Below are 19,498 nucleotides of genomic sequence, written 5' to 3' on the forward strand. Positions count from 1 at the left end.
GAAAATTAAGACATATTTTTTACCTTTTGACATATTAATCCTTCTAAATTATCAAATTCACTTACAATTATTTTATCAAATTCCATATTTTTCATTATTATATCCAATATTCCTACACCAGCCGTTATAATATCTGCTCTTTTTGGCTGCAATCCTTTTAATCTTCTTTTATCATTTATTGTCATTTTTTTAATTTTTTGTAGAATATTTTCTAATTCTTTTATGTATATTTTACTGTTATGTATTTTATCCATATCATAAACTTCCAATTCCTGATTCATAGCACATAAAGTAGTTATTGTACCGCCTATACCAACTAACTTTGATATAGTATTATTTTTTATATTTTTTAGTGTATCCTCAATGTTCTTTTGTATAAAGCCTTCCATATTTTCAAATTCTATTTCATCTGTCGGGTCTATAGTCAAAAACTTCTCTGTCATTCTGAGAGCTCCAATATTTTCACTTTTAGAAAATATTATTCCTTCTTTATTCCCAACTATAAATTCAGTAGATCCTCCACCAATATCAATAACTAATATATTATCTTTTTCTTCTAAACCATGTAATACACCTAAGAACCCCAAATTAGCTTCATTTTTCCCATCTATTATCTCAACTTCTATATTAGCTTCTTCTTTCGCTAATTTAAGAAATTCTTCTTTATTTTTACTATCCCTAAGAGCTGAGGTACCTATAGCATATATATATTCACAGTTTTCTTTTTTTGATTTATCTACAAATTCTTTTAATGCATCTATATTTCTACTTATTGCGTCATTGGATATGTATCCTTCTTTATCTACATCTTGGCCTATTCTAGTTGTATTTACGAACTTTTGTCTATTATAAAACTTTCCATCAACATAATCTGCTATTAAAAGCCTCATGGAGTTAGTTCCTATATCTATAGCACCTAATCTCATCTTTCGTACCTCCTATTTAAAATTTCGCAAAACAAAAGGAGTTCTCACTCCTTTTTGTTTATGTCTATATATATTATTTCTTCAGGTTTAACCATGTTTAACTTCTCTCTCGCTATTTTTTCTATGTATTCATCTTCGTTTATATACTTCTTATTTTCCTGTAATTCTCTTATATCTTCATCCACCTTATTAATTTGAGATCTTAAAGACTTCATTTCTTCCTTATACTCTCTTACTTTTAAAGCCTGATCTACAACACCGTATCCCATAGATAAAACAGTCAATACTAAAAATATTGAAACAACAGCATATTGACCTGTAAAATTTTTTCTTTTGTTCATTTCCCCCACCCACTCTTTAAAATTTACTTTTTTTATATTTTTTATTTTTTCCTTTAACTTTGTCTTTCTTAGGCTTTTTAATTTTTAACTTACTTTTTTGTTTGCGCCTGAAATTTAAAATTAAATTGGGTATATAAAATATAATATCAAATAGTAGGTGTATAGAGTAGATGGTAACGTAATACAAATTGGTTAAAATAGCGACTAGATATTTCACAATGGTTACTATAGTACTTGTAATTAAATATAATAATTTGGTGAAAAACAACAATATATACTTACTTATTGTATTTAAATATATTAAATACCCTATTCCTAAAGCCACAAAATGATAATATCTTAAATCAAACGACTCTATTAAGTTTATTGTTACAAATACTAGTATGGTTATAACAATCCAAAATGCAGTATCATGGATTATTGTGAATAATTTTGGAATCTTAAAATTTTTCTTGGTTGCCCTATAAAAATCATATATAAGTCCTATTATTATTCCACCGTATATAGTTGTTAGAAATACTGCTATATCCTCTGTAAATGGCATCATAACTATCTAAATACCTTTTTTATAAAGCTTTCTTGGGGCTTCTTAGCTTTAGTATATGCCATTGAATTTACAGTTCCTTTTACAGATATTATCTTATCATCTATACTTAGCTTTCCCATGTCTAAATTTTCGCCTTCTATTACAAGATCTCCAGCAACTGTCCTTATTTCTACTTTCTTATCATTAAAGGAATATATGTGTTCTACCCCAGACACAACTAAATCACTTCTGTTTTTCATAGTCACATTATGTTCCATAATATCCCCCCCGTATATTATTTTCTCCTTATAATATACGAGGTGAGTTCTAAATTTATTCTATTATCTCATACATTTCTTTAGCTTCATTTTTAAGTACATGCTCTCTTACTTCAGATACTTTTACTTTTACCTTTTTTTCTCCAAATTGTATTTCTAGTATATCACCTATATTTACTTCTGCAGAGGCTCTTGCTACCTTTCCATTTATACTAACTATACCTTTGTCACAAGCTTCCTTTGCTACAGTTCTTCTTTTTATAACTCTAGATACTTTTAAGAATTTATCTAATCTCATAAATTAACCTCCTAAAATTCGCTTTGCTCATGTCGCCAATGACCTTGCTCAAGCTTATATGATGGAAATTAAAATTTCCTTAATATAAAAAAAGTGTGGTATACCCCACACTTTAGTTATTATAATATTATGCGTTTATAGTGTCTTTTAAGCCTTTACCAGCTTTGAATACTGGAGCCTTAGAAGCAGGTATATCTATAACTTCTTCTGGGTTTCTTGGATTTCTACCTTGTCTAGCAGCTCTTTCTCTAGTTTCGAAAGTACCAAATCCTACTAATTGAACCTTGTCTCCAGAAACTAATGCTTCTTCAACTGCGCCCATAAAAGCGTTTAATGCTTGTTCTGCATCTTTCTTTGTTAATCCACTCTTTTCAGATATTTTTGTTACTAATTCAGCCTTGTTCACGATAGTTACCTCCCTAAAAGTATGTTAATTTATTGTTTTTACATAACTGTAAAATTCTAGCTTTTTTACAAAACTCCTCTTTTTTAGATTATTTTTTTAATTTAGCTTCATTCCAGAGTTTGTCCATCTCTTCTAACGTCATATTTTCTAGTTGAATATCACTTTTTAAAGCAGTATCTTCTATAAAACTAAATCTATTTATAAACTTTTGAGTAGTTTTATTCAAAGCTTCTTCTGGGTCTAAATCTAAAAATCTAGCCAGATTTACTATAGAAAATATTAAATCTCCTAATTCTTCCTGTATGTATTGTATATTCCCAAGTTTACATTCGTCAAGTAATTCTTTATATTCTTCTTGTATTTTTTTGTATACATCTTCTATATTATCCCAATCAAAGCCAACTAATGCAGCTTTATGTTGAACTTTATGAGCTTTAGTCAATGCAGGAAGATATTTTGGTATTCTTTTTAAACTTTCTGTTACAGTTTTTTCTCCTTTTTCCTTTTTCTTTAGTTCTTCCCATGTTTTGTCGTATTCGTCTTTTTCATATTTAGCTTCACCAAATACATGAGGATGTCTATATACCAATTTATTGCATATAGATGCTATAATTTCTTTTAGATCAAAATATCCTTTTTCTTGTCCTATTTCTGCATGAAATACTACGTGTAAAAGTATGTCACCTAGTTCCTCTATCATTTCGTCTATATCATCGTTATCTATTGCTTGTGCAAGCTCATATGCCTCTTCTATTATATGTTTTTTAAGACTATGATGAGTTTGTTCTGCATCCCAAGGACATCCATTTGGAGCTCTTAATCTAGAAACTATATTTTCTAAGTCAGATACATTATTATATATCTTTTCATTAGATTTAGCTATGTACAAACTAGTTAAATAATCAAAGTTGTTTTCACTTCTGTCTAATTCATATAATTTAACAAATGTCTTTTTCTCTACATTCTTAACACCTGCAGCCCTAATTATACATACTTCTTGTTCATCACTATAATATTCCATTAAAGATAGCTTTACATTAGAAGCTATTAACCTATCATAAACCTGAGTTATTATAGTTGAGCTTTTGGTGTCTATATATGAATTTTTTATCTCAAGTGCATCTATAAGGCTAAATCCATGTACAGGGTCTACTCCTATATAGTTAAACATTGCATCTACAAAGCTCATAGACGGTATAATTTCTAATTCTATATTATTTTCCTTAGCTTTGCCTTCTATAATTGAAACAGTGTTCTCAGCGACCCTAGGATGTCCAGGAACTGCATATACTATATTATTATCTTTAGCTTTTTCTATAATAAAATTTGATATACTCTCATATACCTTTTCAAAGTCATCTTCAGATTCATAAAAACAATCTAATCCTTGATATTTTATGCTATCATCAAACTGGTGAACTATTGGATGCTTCACTGTCCTAAAATACACGTTTTCTTTATTTTTTATAGATTCTAATGCTCCTTGGCTAATAAGATTGTAATCTCCTGGTCCAAGTCCTACTATGGTGATTTTACTCATAATCCCACTCCTTTGTATTACTAAAATTCGCTACGCTCATATCGCCAACGACCTTGAGAGGCAGGTCCGTTGCTCAAAAATAAAGGAAATACTTATTATATAAGTATTTCCAATATCTACATATATATATTCTAATTTATCTCATTAATTTAACTTTTTTAAGTAGTTTATATAATTTATTTCCTTTTGGCATCTTAAGTAGCTCTTCTTTTGATATTCCACCTATTGCAAATATCATTACTAAATATACTAATGCTCCTATAGCTATTGATATTACAGTTGCTATCTTATTGCCAATAAGTCCTTGTAGACCCATATAAGCAAGAACAACAACTAAACTCATAACTATAACAGTTGTAAATGGCTTAATTATAAATTCCTTTACAGGGAACTTAACCTTACTATATTTTTTGACATAGTATATGTCTACAGCAGCTGCTATTAAATAAGCTGTTATTGTACCAAGTGCTGACCCTACTACATTTATTTCTGGTATAGCTGTTAAAACATAACTTATAACCGCTTTAAATGCCATTCCTACTACCAACCCCAAAACTGGTATCATAGGTTTGCCCATACCTTGTAGAGCCCCTGTAAGTGTTTGTATTAATCCTAAAAATACTACTGAAGGAGTTAATACAAATAGTATAGTTCCTATAGACGCTGGCTCATTAGGGAACAATAACTGCATTATTGGAGTGGCAAGCGATGCTAATCCAAATGCAGCTGGCAATACCATGTATAAAGTAACCTTTAGCCCTGTTTTTATTTCTTTTTGAGCTGCTTTTAAATCTCCTATAGCATAATGTTGAGATATTGCAGGGACTAAACTCATAGAAAGAGATACTGTTATAACCGCTGGCATATTTATTATTGACATAGCCATACCTGTCAATTGACCAAATAATGCATTAGCTTGTGCATAACTATATCCAGCAACTTCAAGTCTTCTTATAACTATTATAGAGTCTAATGTATTAACCAACGGTATAACGCAAGCTCCTATAGTTATTGGAATAGCTATTACAAGTAATTTATTTAGTACACTCCAAGTAGTTTCAGGTTTAAACTTTTTAGCGCTTTTTATCTCACCTTTTATAATCTTACCTTTTCTGAAGTAAATCCAGATTAAATATACCATTGCTGCTATTGCCCCAAAGGTAGAACCGGATATTGCTCCAGCAGCACCTAATTGTGACCCTTTGGTATTCATAAGCACATAAGCTAATCCAAGGCCTAAAATAACCCTTATAAACTGTTCATTTATCTGTGATAAGGCTATCGGTGTCATTTCTCTTCTACCTTGAAAATATCCTCTATAAGAAGACATTACAGGTACGAATAATAATGACGGTGCTATAGCTAACATAGCATAGTATGCATTAGGGTTATGTAGTATATCTTTAACTATAAAATTAGCCCCAAAGAAGAATATGCAAAATGAAACTATCCCAGTTATAAATAACACATTATGAGACACTTTAAATACCTTATTTGCGCCTACATAATCTCCAAAAGCTATTTTTTCTGATACTAACTTTGCCAATGCCGTTGGGAACCCAGCTGTTGCTAAAGTTAAGAATAATACGTACACAGGATATGCTGCTTGATAATACCCCATACCCTCAGCTCCTATTAAGTTTCCAAGGGGTATTCTAAAGAAAGCACCTATTATCTTAACTACGATACCAGCTAACCCAAGTATGAATGCACCTTTTAAAAATGAATCTTTATTAGATTTGGTACTCATAGTATTCCCTCCATATTTATATAGATAACAAACTCTAATATACCATATTAATGTTTATTACTTCAATATAATATGTTCTTTAGGTGAAAAAAGAACGGAAAAAAGACCCTTCTTTTAGGGTCTCCAATCCTTGATATTATTGAACTTGTTTACCTAAGAAGTTAACAGCGACCTTTAATAACTTTTCATCACTATCTACTAAGTTATCATTTTCTTTAGCCACTAGTATAATCGATCCTATGCAATCTCCTGATGTACTTATTATAGGCATAATTATCTGTTGCTTGTATTCCATTGAGTCATCTTTGTGTATAGGGATTATCTTGTTGTCTTTTACAAAACAGCTTGTTCTATTTTCTATAATATCTTCTAATTCTTTACTTATACTTTTTTCTTTATAATCTTTCTTTGGAAGTTTAGATACAGCTATTATACTATCTAAGTCTGTTACTAAAACACCATGCCCTACAGTTTCTCCTAGGGTTTCTGCATACTCTTGAGAGAACTCATTTAATTCACCTATTGGGGAATACTTTTTAAGTATCACTTCTCCATCTTTAGCTGTAAATATCTCAAGAGGGTCTCCTTCTCTTATTCTCAAAGTTTTTCTTATTTCTTTTGGTATAACAACTCTTCCAAGATCATCTATTCTTCTAACTATTCCTGTTGCTCTCATTTTATGCTCATCCCTCCATAAATAACTTTGAATATATTTTTTACCAGTTATAAAAAAAATATGCAAAAAAAACCTATATATAGAAATATATAGGTTTTTTTTCCAACATTATTAAATTCTTATAGTTTTACATTTTTTATAACATCTTCATTTTTTTGTATTTTAGAATTTTTTTGTATTTCATTTATATGTGCATTATACTTTTCTTGTTCTATTTTTTCCTTAATTTCGTCTTTTACTTCTGCAAATGGCTTAATTTCATTTACTTTATCTGTAACCTTTATTATATGATATCCAAATTCACTTTCAACTAAGTCAGATACCTTTCCTTTTTCTAAACTAAACGCAGTATTTTCAAATTCAGCAACCATTACCCCTTTAGCAAAAAAACCTAAATCCCCACCATTTTTAGCTGACCCTGGGTCATTAGAATACTTTTTAGCTAAATCTTCAAAGTCTTCTCCTGCTTTTATTTTTGCAAGTATATCTTCTGCTTCTTTTTTCTTATTAGCCTTATCTTTGTCTGAAAGTGCCTTACCTTCAGCATCCTGAGTAGATATTAATATATGAGATGCTTTAACCTCTTCTTTTCTAAATTCTTCTTTTTTATTGTTATAATATTTATTTAAATCATCATTACTAGTTTTAAGATTTGCAATATATTCTGCACTATAGTTTTGTATAGCTACATCTTTTTTCATTTGATCTTTAAGAAACGCTTCATCTATACCAGCATCTTTTAGTTTTTTTATATATTCTCCATTATCTCCGATACTTTTTTTGAATTCATCGTATTGCTTATTTACTTCTTCATCAGAAGGTACTAGCTTCTTGTCTTCTGATTTTTGATAGACCAACTCATCTTGAATCATTCTGTTTAATATATCTTCTTTAAACTCATCTCCACGAGTTTTATCTCCTTCTACTTGCTGATTCCATACATCTTTTCCATACATATTTTCAAAAGTAACTTTATATGCATTAAGAGTATCTTGATACTTCTCTAAAGTTATATCTACACCGTTTACAGTAGCCACTGGACTTTTTTTAGTACATGCTGACATTGATATTGCCAACACAGAAGCCATTATTATAGATAATATTTTTTTCAATTCATACACCCCTTCCTTAGTTTTATAAAACAATTAGGTAAATTATAACATCTTTTCTAATAATTCTTCAATTTCTTTAACCATTTTGTATTGATTTTTTTCTTTAGTTTTGTGAACATACTGAGGTTTTAGGAATATTTTATCTCCAACTTGCTTTACACTTTCTACTTTTAACTTCTTACACATAGATTTTATATATGCTATAGATAGCAATGTTTTGACAGGAGTAGGAAGATCTGAAAATCTATCTTCTAGTTCTTCTTCAACTTCATACATATCTTTTTTACTTTCTATAGAAGCTATTTTTTTGTACATTTCTATTTTAGTAAGTTCATCTTGTACATAAGTTCCAGGTATGTATGCATTTACACTTAAATCTATTTCTACTTCTAGTTCTTGCGCTACATCTTCTCCCTTTACCTTTCTTATAGCTTCATTTAGCATTTTTACATATAAATCGTAACCGATTACAGCCATATGACCATGTTGTTGAGGCCCAAGTATATTACCAGCCCCTCTTATTTCTAAGTCTCTCATGGCTATTTTGAATCCAGATCCAAATTCAGTAAATTCTTTTATAGCCTTTAGCCTTTTTTCTGCTACTTCACTTAATACTTTATCTTTTTCATACATAAAATATGCATAGCCTTGTCTTGTGCTTCTACCGACTCTACCTCTTAATTGATAAAGTTGTGCAAGACCCATTTTATCTGCATCATAAACTATAATAGTATTAGCATTAGATATATCCATTCCAGTTTCTATTATAGTTGTACATACAAGAACATCATAATCTTTATTTAAAAATCCGAATATTATATTCTCTAAATTCCTTCCAGTCATTTTTCCATGACCTACTGCAACATTTGCATCTGGAACTAATCTTTTTATCATACTAGCTTTTTCATCTATATCTTGTACCCTATTATATACAAAGAATACCTGTCCGCCACGAGCTAATTCTCTTTCTATGGCATCTTGTATTATACTTTCTTTTCCTTCAGCAACATAAGTTAAAACTGGATGACGCTCTTGAGGAGGCTCTTCTATAACACTCATATCTCTTATACCACTTAATGACATATGAAGAGTTCTAGGTATAGGCGTAGCCGATAAGGTAAGTACATCTACAGTAGATTTTATCTTCTTCAATTTTTCCTTATCTTTTACACCAAATCTTTGTTCTTCATCTATAACAACAAGTCCTAAATCTTTGAATACTATATCCTTAGATATTATTCTATGAGTACCAATAACTATATCAACTAATCCTTTTTTTGCATCTTCTATTATTTGCTTTTGTTGCTTTGGAGTTTTGAATCTACTCAATACCTCAACTCTTATAGGGTAGTCTTTGAATCTTTCTTTTATTGTGTTGTAATGTTGTTGTGCTAGTATAGTGGTTGGAACCAAAAATGCAACTTGCTTTTGTTCCATACAAGCTTTAAATAAAGCTCTTATCGCAACTTCTGTCTTGCCATATCCAACATCTCCACATATTAACCTATCCATAACCTTATCATTTTCCATATCTCTTTTTGTATCTACTATTGAATTTAATTGATCTTCTGTTTCTTGATATGGGAATAACGATTCGAATTCACTTTGCCAAGGTGTATCTTCGCTAAATTTATATCCTTTTACCTTTTCTCTTTTTGCATAAAGTTCGATAAGATCCTTAGTCATATCCTCTATTTCTTTTTTGACCTTAGCCTTTGCTTTGCTCCATTCACTATTACCAAGCTTATTTAACTTTACTTTTTCTGCATCTGCTCCTATATATTTTTGAATTTTATCCATTTGGTCTATAGGAACATATAAGTTATCAGCAGCAGCATAAACTATTTTTAAATAATCCTTTTTTGTATTATTTACAACTAACTGTTCTATACCTACATATCTACCTACACCATGGTTTTCATGTACAACATAATCACCTATTGCTAAATCTAAGAATGTATCTATTTTTTGACCTTTTCTAGTTTTCTTAGATTTACCGGTATTTACTCTTTTATGAACTCCTATCATTTCTTTGTCAGTTATAACCGCAAACTTTATAGAGTTATATTGGAAACCTGATGATATATTACCTGAAGTTATTATAACTTGAGATGATTTTATATCAGCATCTCTTCCCTTTAATAATATAGTCTCTACGTCCATATTCAATAAATCTTCATGTAATTTTTGAGCTCTATCAAAAGTATTAGTTGAAAGTATAACCTTATATCCGTTATGTCTTAAATACTTAATTTCATCACCTATAAGTTCTAGCTTTCCGTTAAAGGTTGGAACTTCTCTACATTCAAAATTTACTATAGATTTTATATTAAAGTCTTTTATAGATTTAGGTAAAAGTGAGTTTAATATTATAAATCTATCATCAACTAAATGTTCTAAGTCTATATAATGATAAAGGAGCTTTCCTTGTGATTTTAGGGCTAATCCTCTTTCTAAATTTACCTTATAATTGTCCTTAAACTCATCTATATAATTGTCACACTTTTCTTTTATTCTAGTTATATCATTAAACATTATAAGAGCATCTTTTTTCAAGTAAGAAAATATACTTTTATTTTCTTGTGTATATATATAATCTATATAATTTTCAATTCCATCAAAGTATATATGATTGTTTATCTTTTCTAAATTAGTGTATATATCTTCTGATGTATCTTTTTTAATATCACTTTTCATTCTATCAATAGATGAATTTATATCTTTTGGATATATAAATTCTCTAGAAGGTGTTATTTCAAAATTATTTATTTTTTCTATAGATTTTTGAGTAAATACGTCAAAAGTTCTTATAGAATCTATCTCATCATCGAATAATTCTATACGTATAGGATTATCGTATTCTAAAGAGAATATGTCTATTATTCCACCTCTTACACTAAATTGGCCGAATCCTTCTACCTTTGCAACTCTTTCATATCCTAGTGCTACAAGTTTATTTACAAGGTTTTCTATATTTATTACCTCTCCAATTTTATATGAGAATATATTTTCCCTCAAAACATCCTTTGGCATATATTTTCTCATAACAGCTTCAATTGAAGTGACTAATATAATATCTTCTCCTCTAGAAAGCTTTAGGAGAACCTTTAATTTTTTTGCTTCTTCTTTTCTATCTTTAGCATCTAAATAATAAAAATATATATCTTCAAATCCTAAATATTCTACCTTATCTTTTGCATAAAAAACCAAATCCTCATATACCTTTTTTGCATCTAAATCACTGTGAGTTATAACCAATGTCTGTTTATTTAAATCTTTGAACATAGCATAGGTTATGTGAGATCTTTGAACAGGTATAAGGCCATTTATAAGTAATGATGACTTTTTAGTTTTTATAGTTTTGATTACATCTTTATATTCCTTTGAATTTTGCAAAGGATATACGAAAACATCATTCATAGAAATCTTCCTTTCACCTATCCATTATATTTATTCATAGCCAAATCTAAGTTGTCCTTTATGGTAGTTTCTATGGCTAATGCAGCCCTCTCTAGAGCCTCTTGTAAGTCTTCTATTTCGTCTTTTCGGAATCTCGACAGCACAAAAGATGCCAGGTCTTGTCCGTGTTCGGGTTTTGAAACACCTACCCTAACTCTCGGAAAATTATCAAATCCTAGGCATTTTATTATAGATCTCATTCCATTGTGAGTGCCACCACTTCCCTTTTTCCTTATTCTAAGCTTTCCTACATCCAAATCTATATCGTCGTATATTACAATTATATTCTCAGGATCTACTTTGTAGTACTGATATATACCTATTAGAGTTTCTCCACTCAAATTCATATATGTTTGAGGCTTAACCAATAATACCTTATTGCCGCCTATTATTCCTTCTCCAATTAAGGCCTTATGTTTTATTTTGTTTACTGGTATACTATGTTCTTTTGATAATATATCTATTAAATTAAAACCGACGTTGTGCCTTGTGTTTTCATATTGTTTTCCTGGATTTCCCAATCCTACTATTACATACATTTATTCTCCTCCTTCGTGTGTTCTATTTTTTGCTATATTGCATTAAATTATTTTATTTACATACCAATTCAGTATACCATATTCTGTTAATACAACTAATATCGTTGATATAGCTATACTAGGTGCAAATGGAATAATATCTTTTCTGCACTTGTCCTTTAAAATTATACTGCAAATTCCATAAATACTTCCAACTATAAAAGACAAGCACATCATAATCAAACTATAATCAAATCCTATATACAAACAGCAAAGTGCATATACTTCAACATCTCCCCATCCCATAGATTTGGTTAGGAATATCAGAAGACTTGAAGTTATTATACCGAATACCATTCCATGCAAATAAGTGGCATATTGATATCCCGAAAAATATGATATTACTAAGAATACCATCCCTATCAATATCCCACCTATAATAACCACATCGTATATATAGGTTGTATAATAATCAATTATAGATATTACCATTAAGAAATATATTAGCACAGAATACTTAAAGAATTCAAAACTAATTTTATATTTATTGTATACAAGACAAAGCAAAATAACTGTGATGATACTTACCAATGTATCTCTAGTCTTATTTTTATCTATATCTTTGCAAACCTTATATATAGATATATTTGTAACTAAAGATATTAAAACTCCAAATAAAATTATGTATATCATAATAATTATAGCAATAGTAGGACTTTTCCTACCTTACATTATAAAATAAAAATAAAAGTCTATTATACTGCTTCCATAAAGTAGAGATATAATAGCACCTAAAGAAATAAAAGGTCCAAATGGTATCATAGCATTATATTTCTTATTTTTAATCTTACTATATAAAATAACTATGATTCCATATATAGCGCCAATATATATAGCTAATATTATTGTCAATATAGTATATTTTAGACCTAAAAAAATACCTATCATTCCAAGAAGTTTTATATCTCCTCCACCTATAGCCTCTTTTTTTATAATAAACTCTATTAATAAAGTGAACAAAAGAAGGCCAACAGAAACTAGGCTTCCATATATGCCGTCTAAAAAAGGTATCCCATAACCTAATATATTAAAAGCTAGTCCAAATACAGCTCCAATAATAAGCAATTTATCAGGTATTATAAAATAATCTAAATCAATAAAACTTATTATAACTAATAATGATGTTAATACAATATAATATATACTCTGCACGCTAAAACCGTAAACTGAAAACACTAGTAAGTACAAAAATCCAGTTAAAAGCTCTATAGATGGATATCTAAAGGATATCTTAGTGCTACAATACCTACATTTACCTCCTAAAAACAAATAACTAAATACAGGTACCAAATCGACACTTCTTAGTTTTGTATTACAATTATAACAATGAGAAGGAGGAGATACTATAGACTCTCCTCCTGGAATTCTGTATATACAAACATTGAAAAAACTTCCCATACATATTCCTACAATAAAACAATATATATAACCAAATAACATAATACTATCCATTAATATACTCCACCCATCATTCTTGATGTATATTCATAATCCGCACAACGGCTTAAAACACTATCTCTACTTATTTTTCCTGCTTTATACAAATCTACTAACTGTTGGTCCATAGATTGCATCCCTTGCTTTGCCCCTGTTTGTATAAAATTGCCTATTTGATAAGTCTTACCTTCTCTTATAAGGTTTCTTATAGCAGGATTTGCCACCATAACCTCAACAGCTGCAACCCTACCATTTCCATCTCTAGATGGTATAAGCTGTTGAGATATAACACCTTCACAAACCATAGAAAGCTGTGTTTTAATTTGTTGTTGTTGCTCTGGATGGAATACATCTACAATTCTATCTATAGTCTTAGCAGATCCAATAGTATGAAGAGTAGAAAAAACCAAGTGTCCAGTTTCAGCAGCGGTCAAAGCTATGGAAATAGTCTCAGGATCTCTCATCTCACCTATTAGTATAACATCTGGATCTTGACGAAGAGCAGCTCTTAGAGCACTTGCAAAACTATGTGAATCACTTCCTATTTCCCTTTGATTTACAATACTTCTCTTGTGATTGTGAACATACTCAATAGGATCTTCTAAAGTTATAATATGAGCTTCACGAGTTTCATTTATCATATCTATTATACTTGCAAGAGTAGTACTCTTACCACTTCCCGTAGGACCAGTAACAAGTACCAACCCCTTATGTTTATTTGCAAAAGTACTTATAACACTAGGTAATCCTAACTTATCAAAAGTAGGAATTTCAGATGTTATAGTTCTTATAGCAAGGGCATAATTTCCCTTTTGCTTATATGCATTAACCCTGAATCTCTCTCCAGTTTCAAGAGATGCCGAAAAGTCCGCCTCTCCGTTTTCTAGTACTCTAGAAAAGTTCTTATCTCCAGCAATTTCCCTAACCATAGATTCAACATATTTAGATGTTATTGTATCTTCACTTAATTTAACAAATCTACCTTTACATCTTGCAACAGGCTGTGTCCCCACTGTTATATGAATATCAGAAGCCCCTATATCTATTGATTTCTTTAGTAAATCAAATATATTCATATTTCCTCCTAGTTTTAATTATTATCTATCCCAAGAATTTACCTTATGATCATATACCATAAATTTACTTCCATCATTTAATGTTTCAGTATAAAACGTAACATTAGCCTTTGTTTTATTTTTATCGTTAGAATCATATGCTACTATATCTACAGTTGTAGGCCTTATTTCTCTTATAATCTCTGTAGTAGATCCATTAACTCTATACTCATCAATAATAGCAATAACCTTAAATTCTATTGCATCTCTTTTGTAAACAGATTTTCCATCTATATAATGTGTATATGCAGGTATACTCACTAGAATCTCTTTAGACTTTCCTAGTTGTACTTCAGTAACTGTATCTGTAGGCTTTTCATAGTAATCAGTTCTTACTATATTACATTTTACTTCTATTAAATACCTTTTAATACTATTTATTTCAGCGATACTAGATAACTCTGAATTTCCTTTAGGCTTTAAATTAGTAACATCTACTTGTAATTTAATCAATTCATCTAATATCTCATTTAAAGCTTTTGCTATTGTATCATTAGTACTATTATTTATGTCAATAGCCTTTAATTGCATACTTATCTTTCCTATAGATGATGTTACCTCCGCTTTAGTTACTAACTTGTTTTTCCCTGAACCCTCAGCAAACTCTCCAATAATATTGCCGTAGTTGGATAATTCAGTAGTAGCTTTAGCTAATAATTCTTTATTTGATAAATAAATTGTTGCCTTTTTAAATTCATTCTCAATTGTATAAATTTCATCTATTGTTGGTCGTACTTCATTCCCCTGAGGTTTTAAGATTTTAACAACTTCCTTTATCTTCTCTAATTTAGCTAGGATATAATTTAATTTTATGTTACCACTATTTATATTACTAATAGTCAATTCTTTGTTTAGAGTATCTATATATGCAAGTAGCCAGCTTTGATTAAATACAGAGTCTCTTTCTGATGGACTCTCTTTAAAGTTATAGACCTTAGTTCTAAATATAGATAACGCATTAGTTACTTTATCTAATTCTGCCTGCGATAAGTATATTGTTTTATCTTCACTTCCTTGACTAGTACCCTTTGTGTGCGAAGTATGAATAGCACTATCTCTACTATTCATATGACCTAATGTTTCCTTAGCTAAGTTTAAATAATATACTCCCATATCAACATTTGAGCCTATTCCTTTTTTATAATTATTAGCTACTCCATTATACCAGCTCTGAATTTTAAGGTTATTGACCCCATCTAATACTTTACTTATACTGCTACTTGTATTTGTATACGGTGCAACTGCGTTTTTTATAAGTTCTTCATCAGTATAAACTTTTAATATCTGATTATTTATTATATCCTTATGGCCTTCAGGCATATTTTCGTTTGCCCTTATAAAGTACTTCTGAGATTCTTTTAAACAATAAACAATATACTTATCAGCATTAGTTTTTGGTTCTGTACCTTTATTTAAATCCTTTAATTTAGATTCTATAGCTTCATATATATCCGCTATTGTTTTTTCTACGCCTGCTTCAGCTAAGTATGCTTGTTCAGATTTATTGCTTCTATTTTTATTGGATACAATTTGATTATTAACTTGCAAAGATACTATTCCCACTCCTGCTGTAATCATTAGCATTGCAAAGATTACCAATATTAAAGCCGCTCCCCTACTATTTTTAAGTTTACTTTTTATCGCCCTCACTAGAATTTACACCCCCCTATTCAACATTTTCTATTTTATCATTTCTTTTATAGACTTTGAATTTATAGGATTTTATTTGATTTTTATCTAGATATTCTATATATATATCATATAATTTATTATTGTATTTTATTTCAAAAGGTGTCTCTATGCTTGGAATACCATTTATCTTTTCGTACTTTATAAATTGATTAGATATTATATTTATAGTACTATTATTACTAATTCTATTTAATGAATAAATATATTTATCTCCCTTTTTGCTTATCTGTATTTCATAGCTTATAGTATTATTTTCAGTAGTAACTATCTCGTACTTGTAATAAACTGTATCCTGTGAAGTATTCTTTAGAATTGTATCTAAAATAACCTCTTCATTATCTTTATTTTTAAGTTTTATATATACAGAATCCTCCAGATCCCTAGTTAAATATCTTGTAGCTAAGTTCATACCTTGCTGTATATTTGATATGTTTTTTTGACTATCTAATAACTTATTAGAACTATTTAAAATCATATAAGCTATAGATACAATTACAATAAGTATAGATATCGATATTATTACTTCTACCAACGTAAATCCCTTTTCATTCAATATTTTTTTATTCAATATAATATCTCCTTACACTTAATCTACATCTCAAATATTTGAGTTATAAGCTTAGTATTTTTATTGCTATTTGGAGCTGATACATTGACTGTTACTGTATATAAATATCTGCTACCTATTTTTTGTCTTTCTATTTTAACATCTGTATTATATATACTAGAACCTATATTTTGAGTACTTGTTATATCTTTGTTATATTTATTCTCTGTCCAGTTAACTTCACTAATAATATTTATAGGGTAACCAATTTCCGTTCCTTCTTTTATATAACCTCTTACATCTTCCATTACACTTTGAGCTATATTCATAGATTGAATATTTTTTTCATTTTTTGCATTAACTTTAATACTCATATTATTAATACTAAAAAAAGCCATAGCTATGAGCATAACAATACCCATAGCCACTAATACTTCTATTAAAGTAAATCCTTTATTACTATTCTTCATAATAATACACATCCTTAATCTACAGTTGGAACAAATGGATTGAACTTTCCTGATTTCCATTTGTTAGGATTTGATGTATTTAACTCAAGTGTAGGATCATTAGCTGAATATACCATAAGTTTAAATGTAGCAGTTATATCTCCATTTGGCTTAGGAGTTTCAACAGGTGTTGTTGGAATCGTTACCTCACTTCCATCTGGTTGTATTGTCGTTATAACTTCTTCTTGAGGTACTTCCTCTGGTTCAACTAAAACCATTTCATAATCTAATATTTGAGTCATATTTTTTTGTTCTTCTAAGTAATACATAACTTCTCTTATATATCTATAATTTCCTGACACCTTTAAAGTTGTTGGTATTGCATAGAAAGTTTCGTATTTTATAGCTTCAGCTACAGTATACTCATCCAAGTTAACATTGAAAGTCTTCATATAATCAGAAAGACCTATTAAAAACATACCATTTTCCATATCGTAGTTTAATCTTCTACTCTTAGTATTTAGCTGTAAATTTGTATTTGCTAATTCGTCTTTAAGTCTTGGCATATCCATTGATTTTTGTTTATAAGAATTTAACTCTGTTTCAACAGCATTCAAATTATCTCTGACAGATTTATATTCTGTGTATTTAGGATATAAAAGTAGGTATGCATATACAAATAAAGCTCCTAAGACAAGTGCTATTATAGCTACATTTTTCATGCTTATTTCTTGATTTAATATGTCTTTATTCATGTATAATCGCACCTTCTTTCATATATGCCTTTATAGAAAATTTCTGTCCATTCTCATCCTTAGTTATATTATCCAATTTTACAGATTCAAAATATTCCAGCCTATTTAGACCATATACAAACTTACCTACTAAATCAGAAGTTCTTACCCTTCCCTCTATAGTAACAACATTAGGTATCTGTTTATATACAGGTATTTCCTTGTCAGCTTCAGTTGTAACCGTATCTTGATTATTAGTATTCTGATCATTATTATTTTTAGCTTGTGTATTCTCAGTATCTTTTTTATCTTGTGAATCCTCTTTTGCCTTTGCTTCATACTTAAAACTCAAATTAGTAAGTTCAGCCCTATATGGTATGGCTTTATCCATATCACTTAATACTCTTCCCCAACTGATTTGATTTTCAAGAAGAATATCATATTGTTCTAGTTCTTTCTTTTTTAAATTTATTCTCTCTTGCAAGTCATCCGCTTCTTTTGCATCTTCCTTGGCAATAGCAATTTCATCTTTAAGTTCTTCTAGCTTTTGAGTGTTAGACTTATTTAATAAACCAAATATCATATAAGGCGATAATATAAGTGCTAATACTATTGGAGTCAAAGCTAATGATTGAGCAGCAATTTTCTTCTTTCTTTGTTTTGATTTCATTTCATCAGGAATTAGATTCATTTCAGCATAAGTTCTTTTATCTATTCCTCTTAACATCATGCCTAGATTTTCAACATATAAACTAGCATCTGAAATATTAAATATATTTTCTATATCTTCTTTTATATCATATAATTTGTCTATTCCAAATATAACTTCACTTTGGAATGAGTACTCAAAAGCCCTTTTAATATCTGGATTGTTTGCGCCTTCTCCCAATAAAACTATACTATCAACTACCTTGCCAAAATTTCTAGAAGAATAATAATTTATAAGTCCTTTTGCTTCATCTACAAGAGCTAAAGATTTCATATAATCAAATGTATCATCAATTTTTATTGGTATATAATCATAAATAAATAATGAGTCCTCTTTATAAATAGATATCATAGTCCCATAAGGACCTGAATTTACAATCATAATATCTTTATAATCTATTTGCTTTAAAAACTTTATATAAGAGTTAGGAAGTACATCTACAGATTCTACTTGTAACTTGCATTTATCCAAGATATCTAATATTTCATTGACCTTATCTTTTTTTGCTGCAGCTACTAATATATCTAGCATCTTGTTTTCATCTTCTTCTATTTCATCTAATACCTCATAAGAAAGTACATATTCATCTCTATCCAAAGATATAATGTCATCCATTTCCATATTCATAATAGAATTTAAATCCTTAGGGCTTACCTTTGGAATTTTTATATTTTTAGCTATTATGTCATTGTTACTTAAACACAAAACTACCTTTTTACTTTTAAAATTCTTAGCTGTTAAAGCTCTTTTAAATGAATTATATTTTTGTTCTTCTCTATCCCCAGTTTCATCATCTTGTAGTAAGGGCACAAACATACTTTCTTCTACAACATATTTTTTTGTTTTTTTGTTATATGTCCCTTCTACAATGGAAACATAGTCCCCATAATACGATATATAAAGCTTCGACATCTTCTATATACTC

Annotated in this window: 20 protein-coding genes; all 20 read right to left on the bottom strand. The window is 29.3% G+C overall.

Going from position 1 to position 19,498, the window contains the following annotated elements; translation table 11 throughout:
* Window positions 1-5: 5 nt before the first annotated feature.
* The 20 genes from ACUSRV_RS12725 to pilM all read right to left on the bottom strand — a co-directional run bounded on the left by ACUSRV_RS12725 (window position 6) and on the right by pilM (window position 19,485).
* Window positions 6-926, bottom strand: a complete 921-nt coding sequence (locus tag ACUSRV_RS12725) for a Ppx/GppA phosphatase family protein (protein ID WP_490142346.1) — start codon at window positions 924-926, stop codon at window positions 6-8.
* Between the two features lie 44 nt (window positions 927-970).
* Window positions 971-1,267 (bottom strand): FtsB family cell division protein, encoded by a 297-nt coding sequence (locus tag ACUSRV_RS12730; protein WP_490142347.1) that lies wholly within the window; start codon window positions 1,265-1,267, stop codon window positions 971-973.
* 16 nt (window positions 1,268-1,283) lie between these two features.
* A complete protein-coding gene (gene yabQ / locus ACUSRV_RS12735; RefSeq protein ID WP_490142348.1) occupies window positions 1,284-1,814 on the bottom strand; it encodes a spore cortex biosynthesis protein YabQ in 531 nt (176 codons plus the stop codon).
* A 2-nt stretch (window positions 1,815-1,816) separates the two neighbouring features.
* Window positions 1,817-2,071 carry a YabP/YqfC family sporulation protein gene (locus tag ACUSRV_RS12740; protein WP_490142349.1) on the bottom strand — a complete coding sequence of 85 codons (255 nt, stop codon included), beginning with the start codon at window positions 2,069-2,071 and terminating at the stop codon, window positions 1,817-1,819.
* 55 nt (window positions 2,072-2,126) lie between these two features.
* Complete coding sequence (locus tag ACUSRV_RS12745; RefSeq protein ID WP_490142350.1) at window positions 2,127-2,369, bottom strand: RNA-binding S4 domain-containing protein; 243 nt, start codon at window positions 2,367-2,369, stop codon at window positions 2,127-2,129.
* Between the two features lie 127 nt (window positions 2,370-2,496).
* A complete protein-coding gene (locus tag ACUSRV_RS12750; RefSeq protein WP_490142351.1) occupies window positions 2,497-2,775 on the bottom strand; it encodes an HU family DNA-binding protein in 279 nt (92 codons plus the stop codon).
* Between the two features lie 88 nt (window positions 2,776-2,863).
* Window positions 2,864-4,315 (bottom strand): bifunctional methyltransferase/pyrophosphohydrolase YabN, encoded by a 1,452-nt coding sequence (gene yabN, locus ACUSRV_RS12755; RefSeq protein WP_490142352.1) that lies wholly within the window; start codon window positions 4,313-4,315, stop codon window positions 2,864-2,866.
* Between the two features lie 136 nt (window positions 4,316-4,451).
* Complete coding sequence (locus ACUSRV_RS12760; RefSeq protein ID WP_490142353.1) at window positions 4,452-6,065, bottom strand: putative polysaccharide biosynthesis protein; 1,614 nt, start codon at window positions 6,063-6,065, stop codon at window positions 4,452-4,454.
* Between the two features lie 136 nt (window positions 6,066-6,201).
* Window positions 6,202-6,741, bottom strand: coding sequence for a stage V sporulation protein T (spoVT, locus tag ACUSRV_RS12765; protein ID WP_490142354.1), 540 nt, complete (start codon window positions 6,739-6,741; stop codon window positions 6,202-6,204).
* A gap of 119 nt (window positions 6,742-6,860) precedes the next feature.
* Window positions 6,861-7,853, bottom strand: a complete 993-nt coding sequence (locus ACUSRV_RS12770) for a peptidylprolyl isomerase (protein WP_490142355.1) — start codon at window positions 7,851-7,853, stop codon at window positions 6,861-6,863.
* 42 nt (window positions 7,854-7,895) lie between these two features.
* Complete coding sequence (gene mfd / locus ACUSRV_RS12775; protein ID WP_490142356.1) at window positions 7,896-11,273, bottom strand: transcription-repair coupling factor; 3,378 nt, start codon at window positions 11,271-11,273, stop codon at window positions 7,896-7,898.
* A gap of 17 nt (window positions 11,274-11,290) precedes the next feature.
* Window positions 11,291-11,851 carry an aminoacyl-tRNA hydrolase gene (pth, locus tag ACUSRV_RS12780; RefSeq protein ID WP_490142357.1) on the bottom strand — a complete coding sequence of 187 codons (561 nt, stop codon included), beginning with the start codon at window positions 11,849-11,851 and terminating at the stop codon, window positions 11,291-11,293.
* A gap of 42 nt (window positions 11,852-11,893) precedes the next feature.
* The gene (locus ACUSRV_RS12785; RefSeq protein WP_490142358.1) at window positions 11,894-12,523 is read right to left on the bottom strand and encodes a prepilin peptidase; all 630 of its coding nucleotides are present in this window, start codon (window positions 12,521-12,523) and stop codon (window positions 11,894-11,896) included.
* 33 nt (window positions 12,524-12,556) lie between these two features.
* The gene (locus ACUSRV_RS12790; protein ID WP_490142359.1) at window positions 12,557-13,342 is read right to left on the bottom strand and encodes a prepilin peptidase; all 786 of its coding nucleotides are present in this window, start codon (window positions 13,340-13,342) and stop codon (window positions 12,557-12,559) included.
* The gene (locus tag ACUSRV_RS12795; RefSeq protein WP_490142360.1) at window positions 13,342-14,403 is read right to left on the bottom strand and encodes a type IV pilus twitching motility protein PilT; all 1,062 of its coding nucleotides are present in this window, start codon (window positions 14,401-14,403) and stop codon (window positions 13,342-13,344) included. Before ACUSRV_RS12795 ends, ACUSRV_RS12790 begins: the two co-directional genes overlap by 1 nt.
* A gap of 21 nt (window positions 14,404-14,424) precedes the next feature.
* Window positions 14,425-16,092, bottom strand: coding sequence for a hypothetical protein (locus ACUSRV_RS12800; RefSeq protein ID WP_490142361.1), 1,668 nt, complete (start codon window positions 16,090-16,092; stop codon window positions 14,425-14,427).
* A 16-nt stretch (window positions 16,093-16,108) separates the two neighbouring features.
* A complete protein-coding gene (locus ACUSRV_RS12805) occupies window positions 16,109-16,702 on the bottom strand; it encodes a prepilin-type N-terminal cleavage/methylation domain-containing protein (protein ID WP_490142362.1) in 594 nt (197 codons plus the stop codon).
* A gap of 23 nt (window positions 16,703-16,725) precedes the next feature.
* A complete protein-coding gene (locus ACUSRV_RS12810; RefSeq protein ID WP_490142363.1) occupies window positions 16,726-17,151 on the bottom strand; it encodes a type IV pilus modification PilV family protein in 426 nt (141 codons plus the stop codon).
* A 14-nt stretch (window positions 17,152-17,165) separates the two neighbouring features.
* On the bottom strand, window positions 17,166-17,885 hold the full coding sequence (locus ACUSRV_RS12815) for a hypothetical protein (RefSeq protein ID WP_490142364.1): 720 nt from the start codon (window positions 17,883-17,885) through the stop codon (window positions 17,166-17,168).
* Window positions 17,878-19,485 carry a pilus assembly protein PilM gene (gene pilM / locus ACUSRV_RS12820; RefSeq protein WP_490142365.1) on the bottom strand — a complete coding sequence of 536 codons (1,608 nt, stop codon included), beginning with the start codon at window positions 19,483-19,485 and terminating at the stop codon, window positions 17,878-17,880. The genes ACUSRV_RS12815 and pilM overlap by 8 nt, the downstream gene beginning before the upstream one ends.
* Window positions 19,486-19,498: the final 13 nt, after the last annotated feature.

The organism is Sporacetigenium sp. TC11 (genome assembly GCF_058146105.1).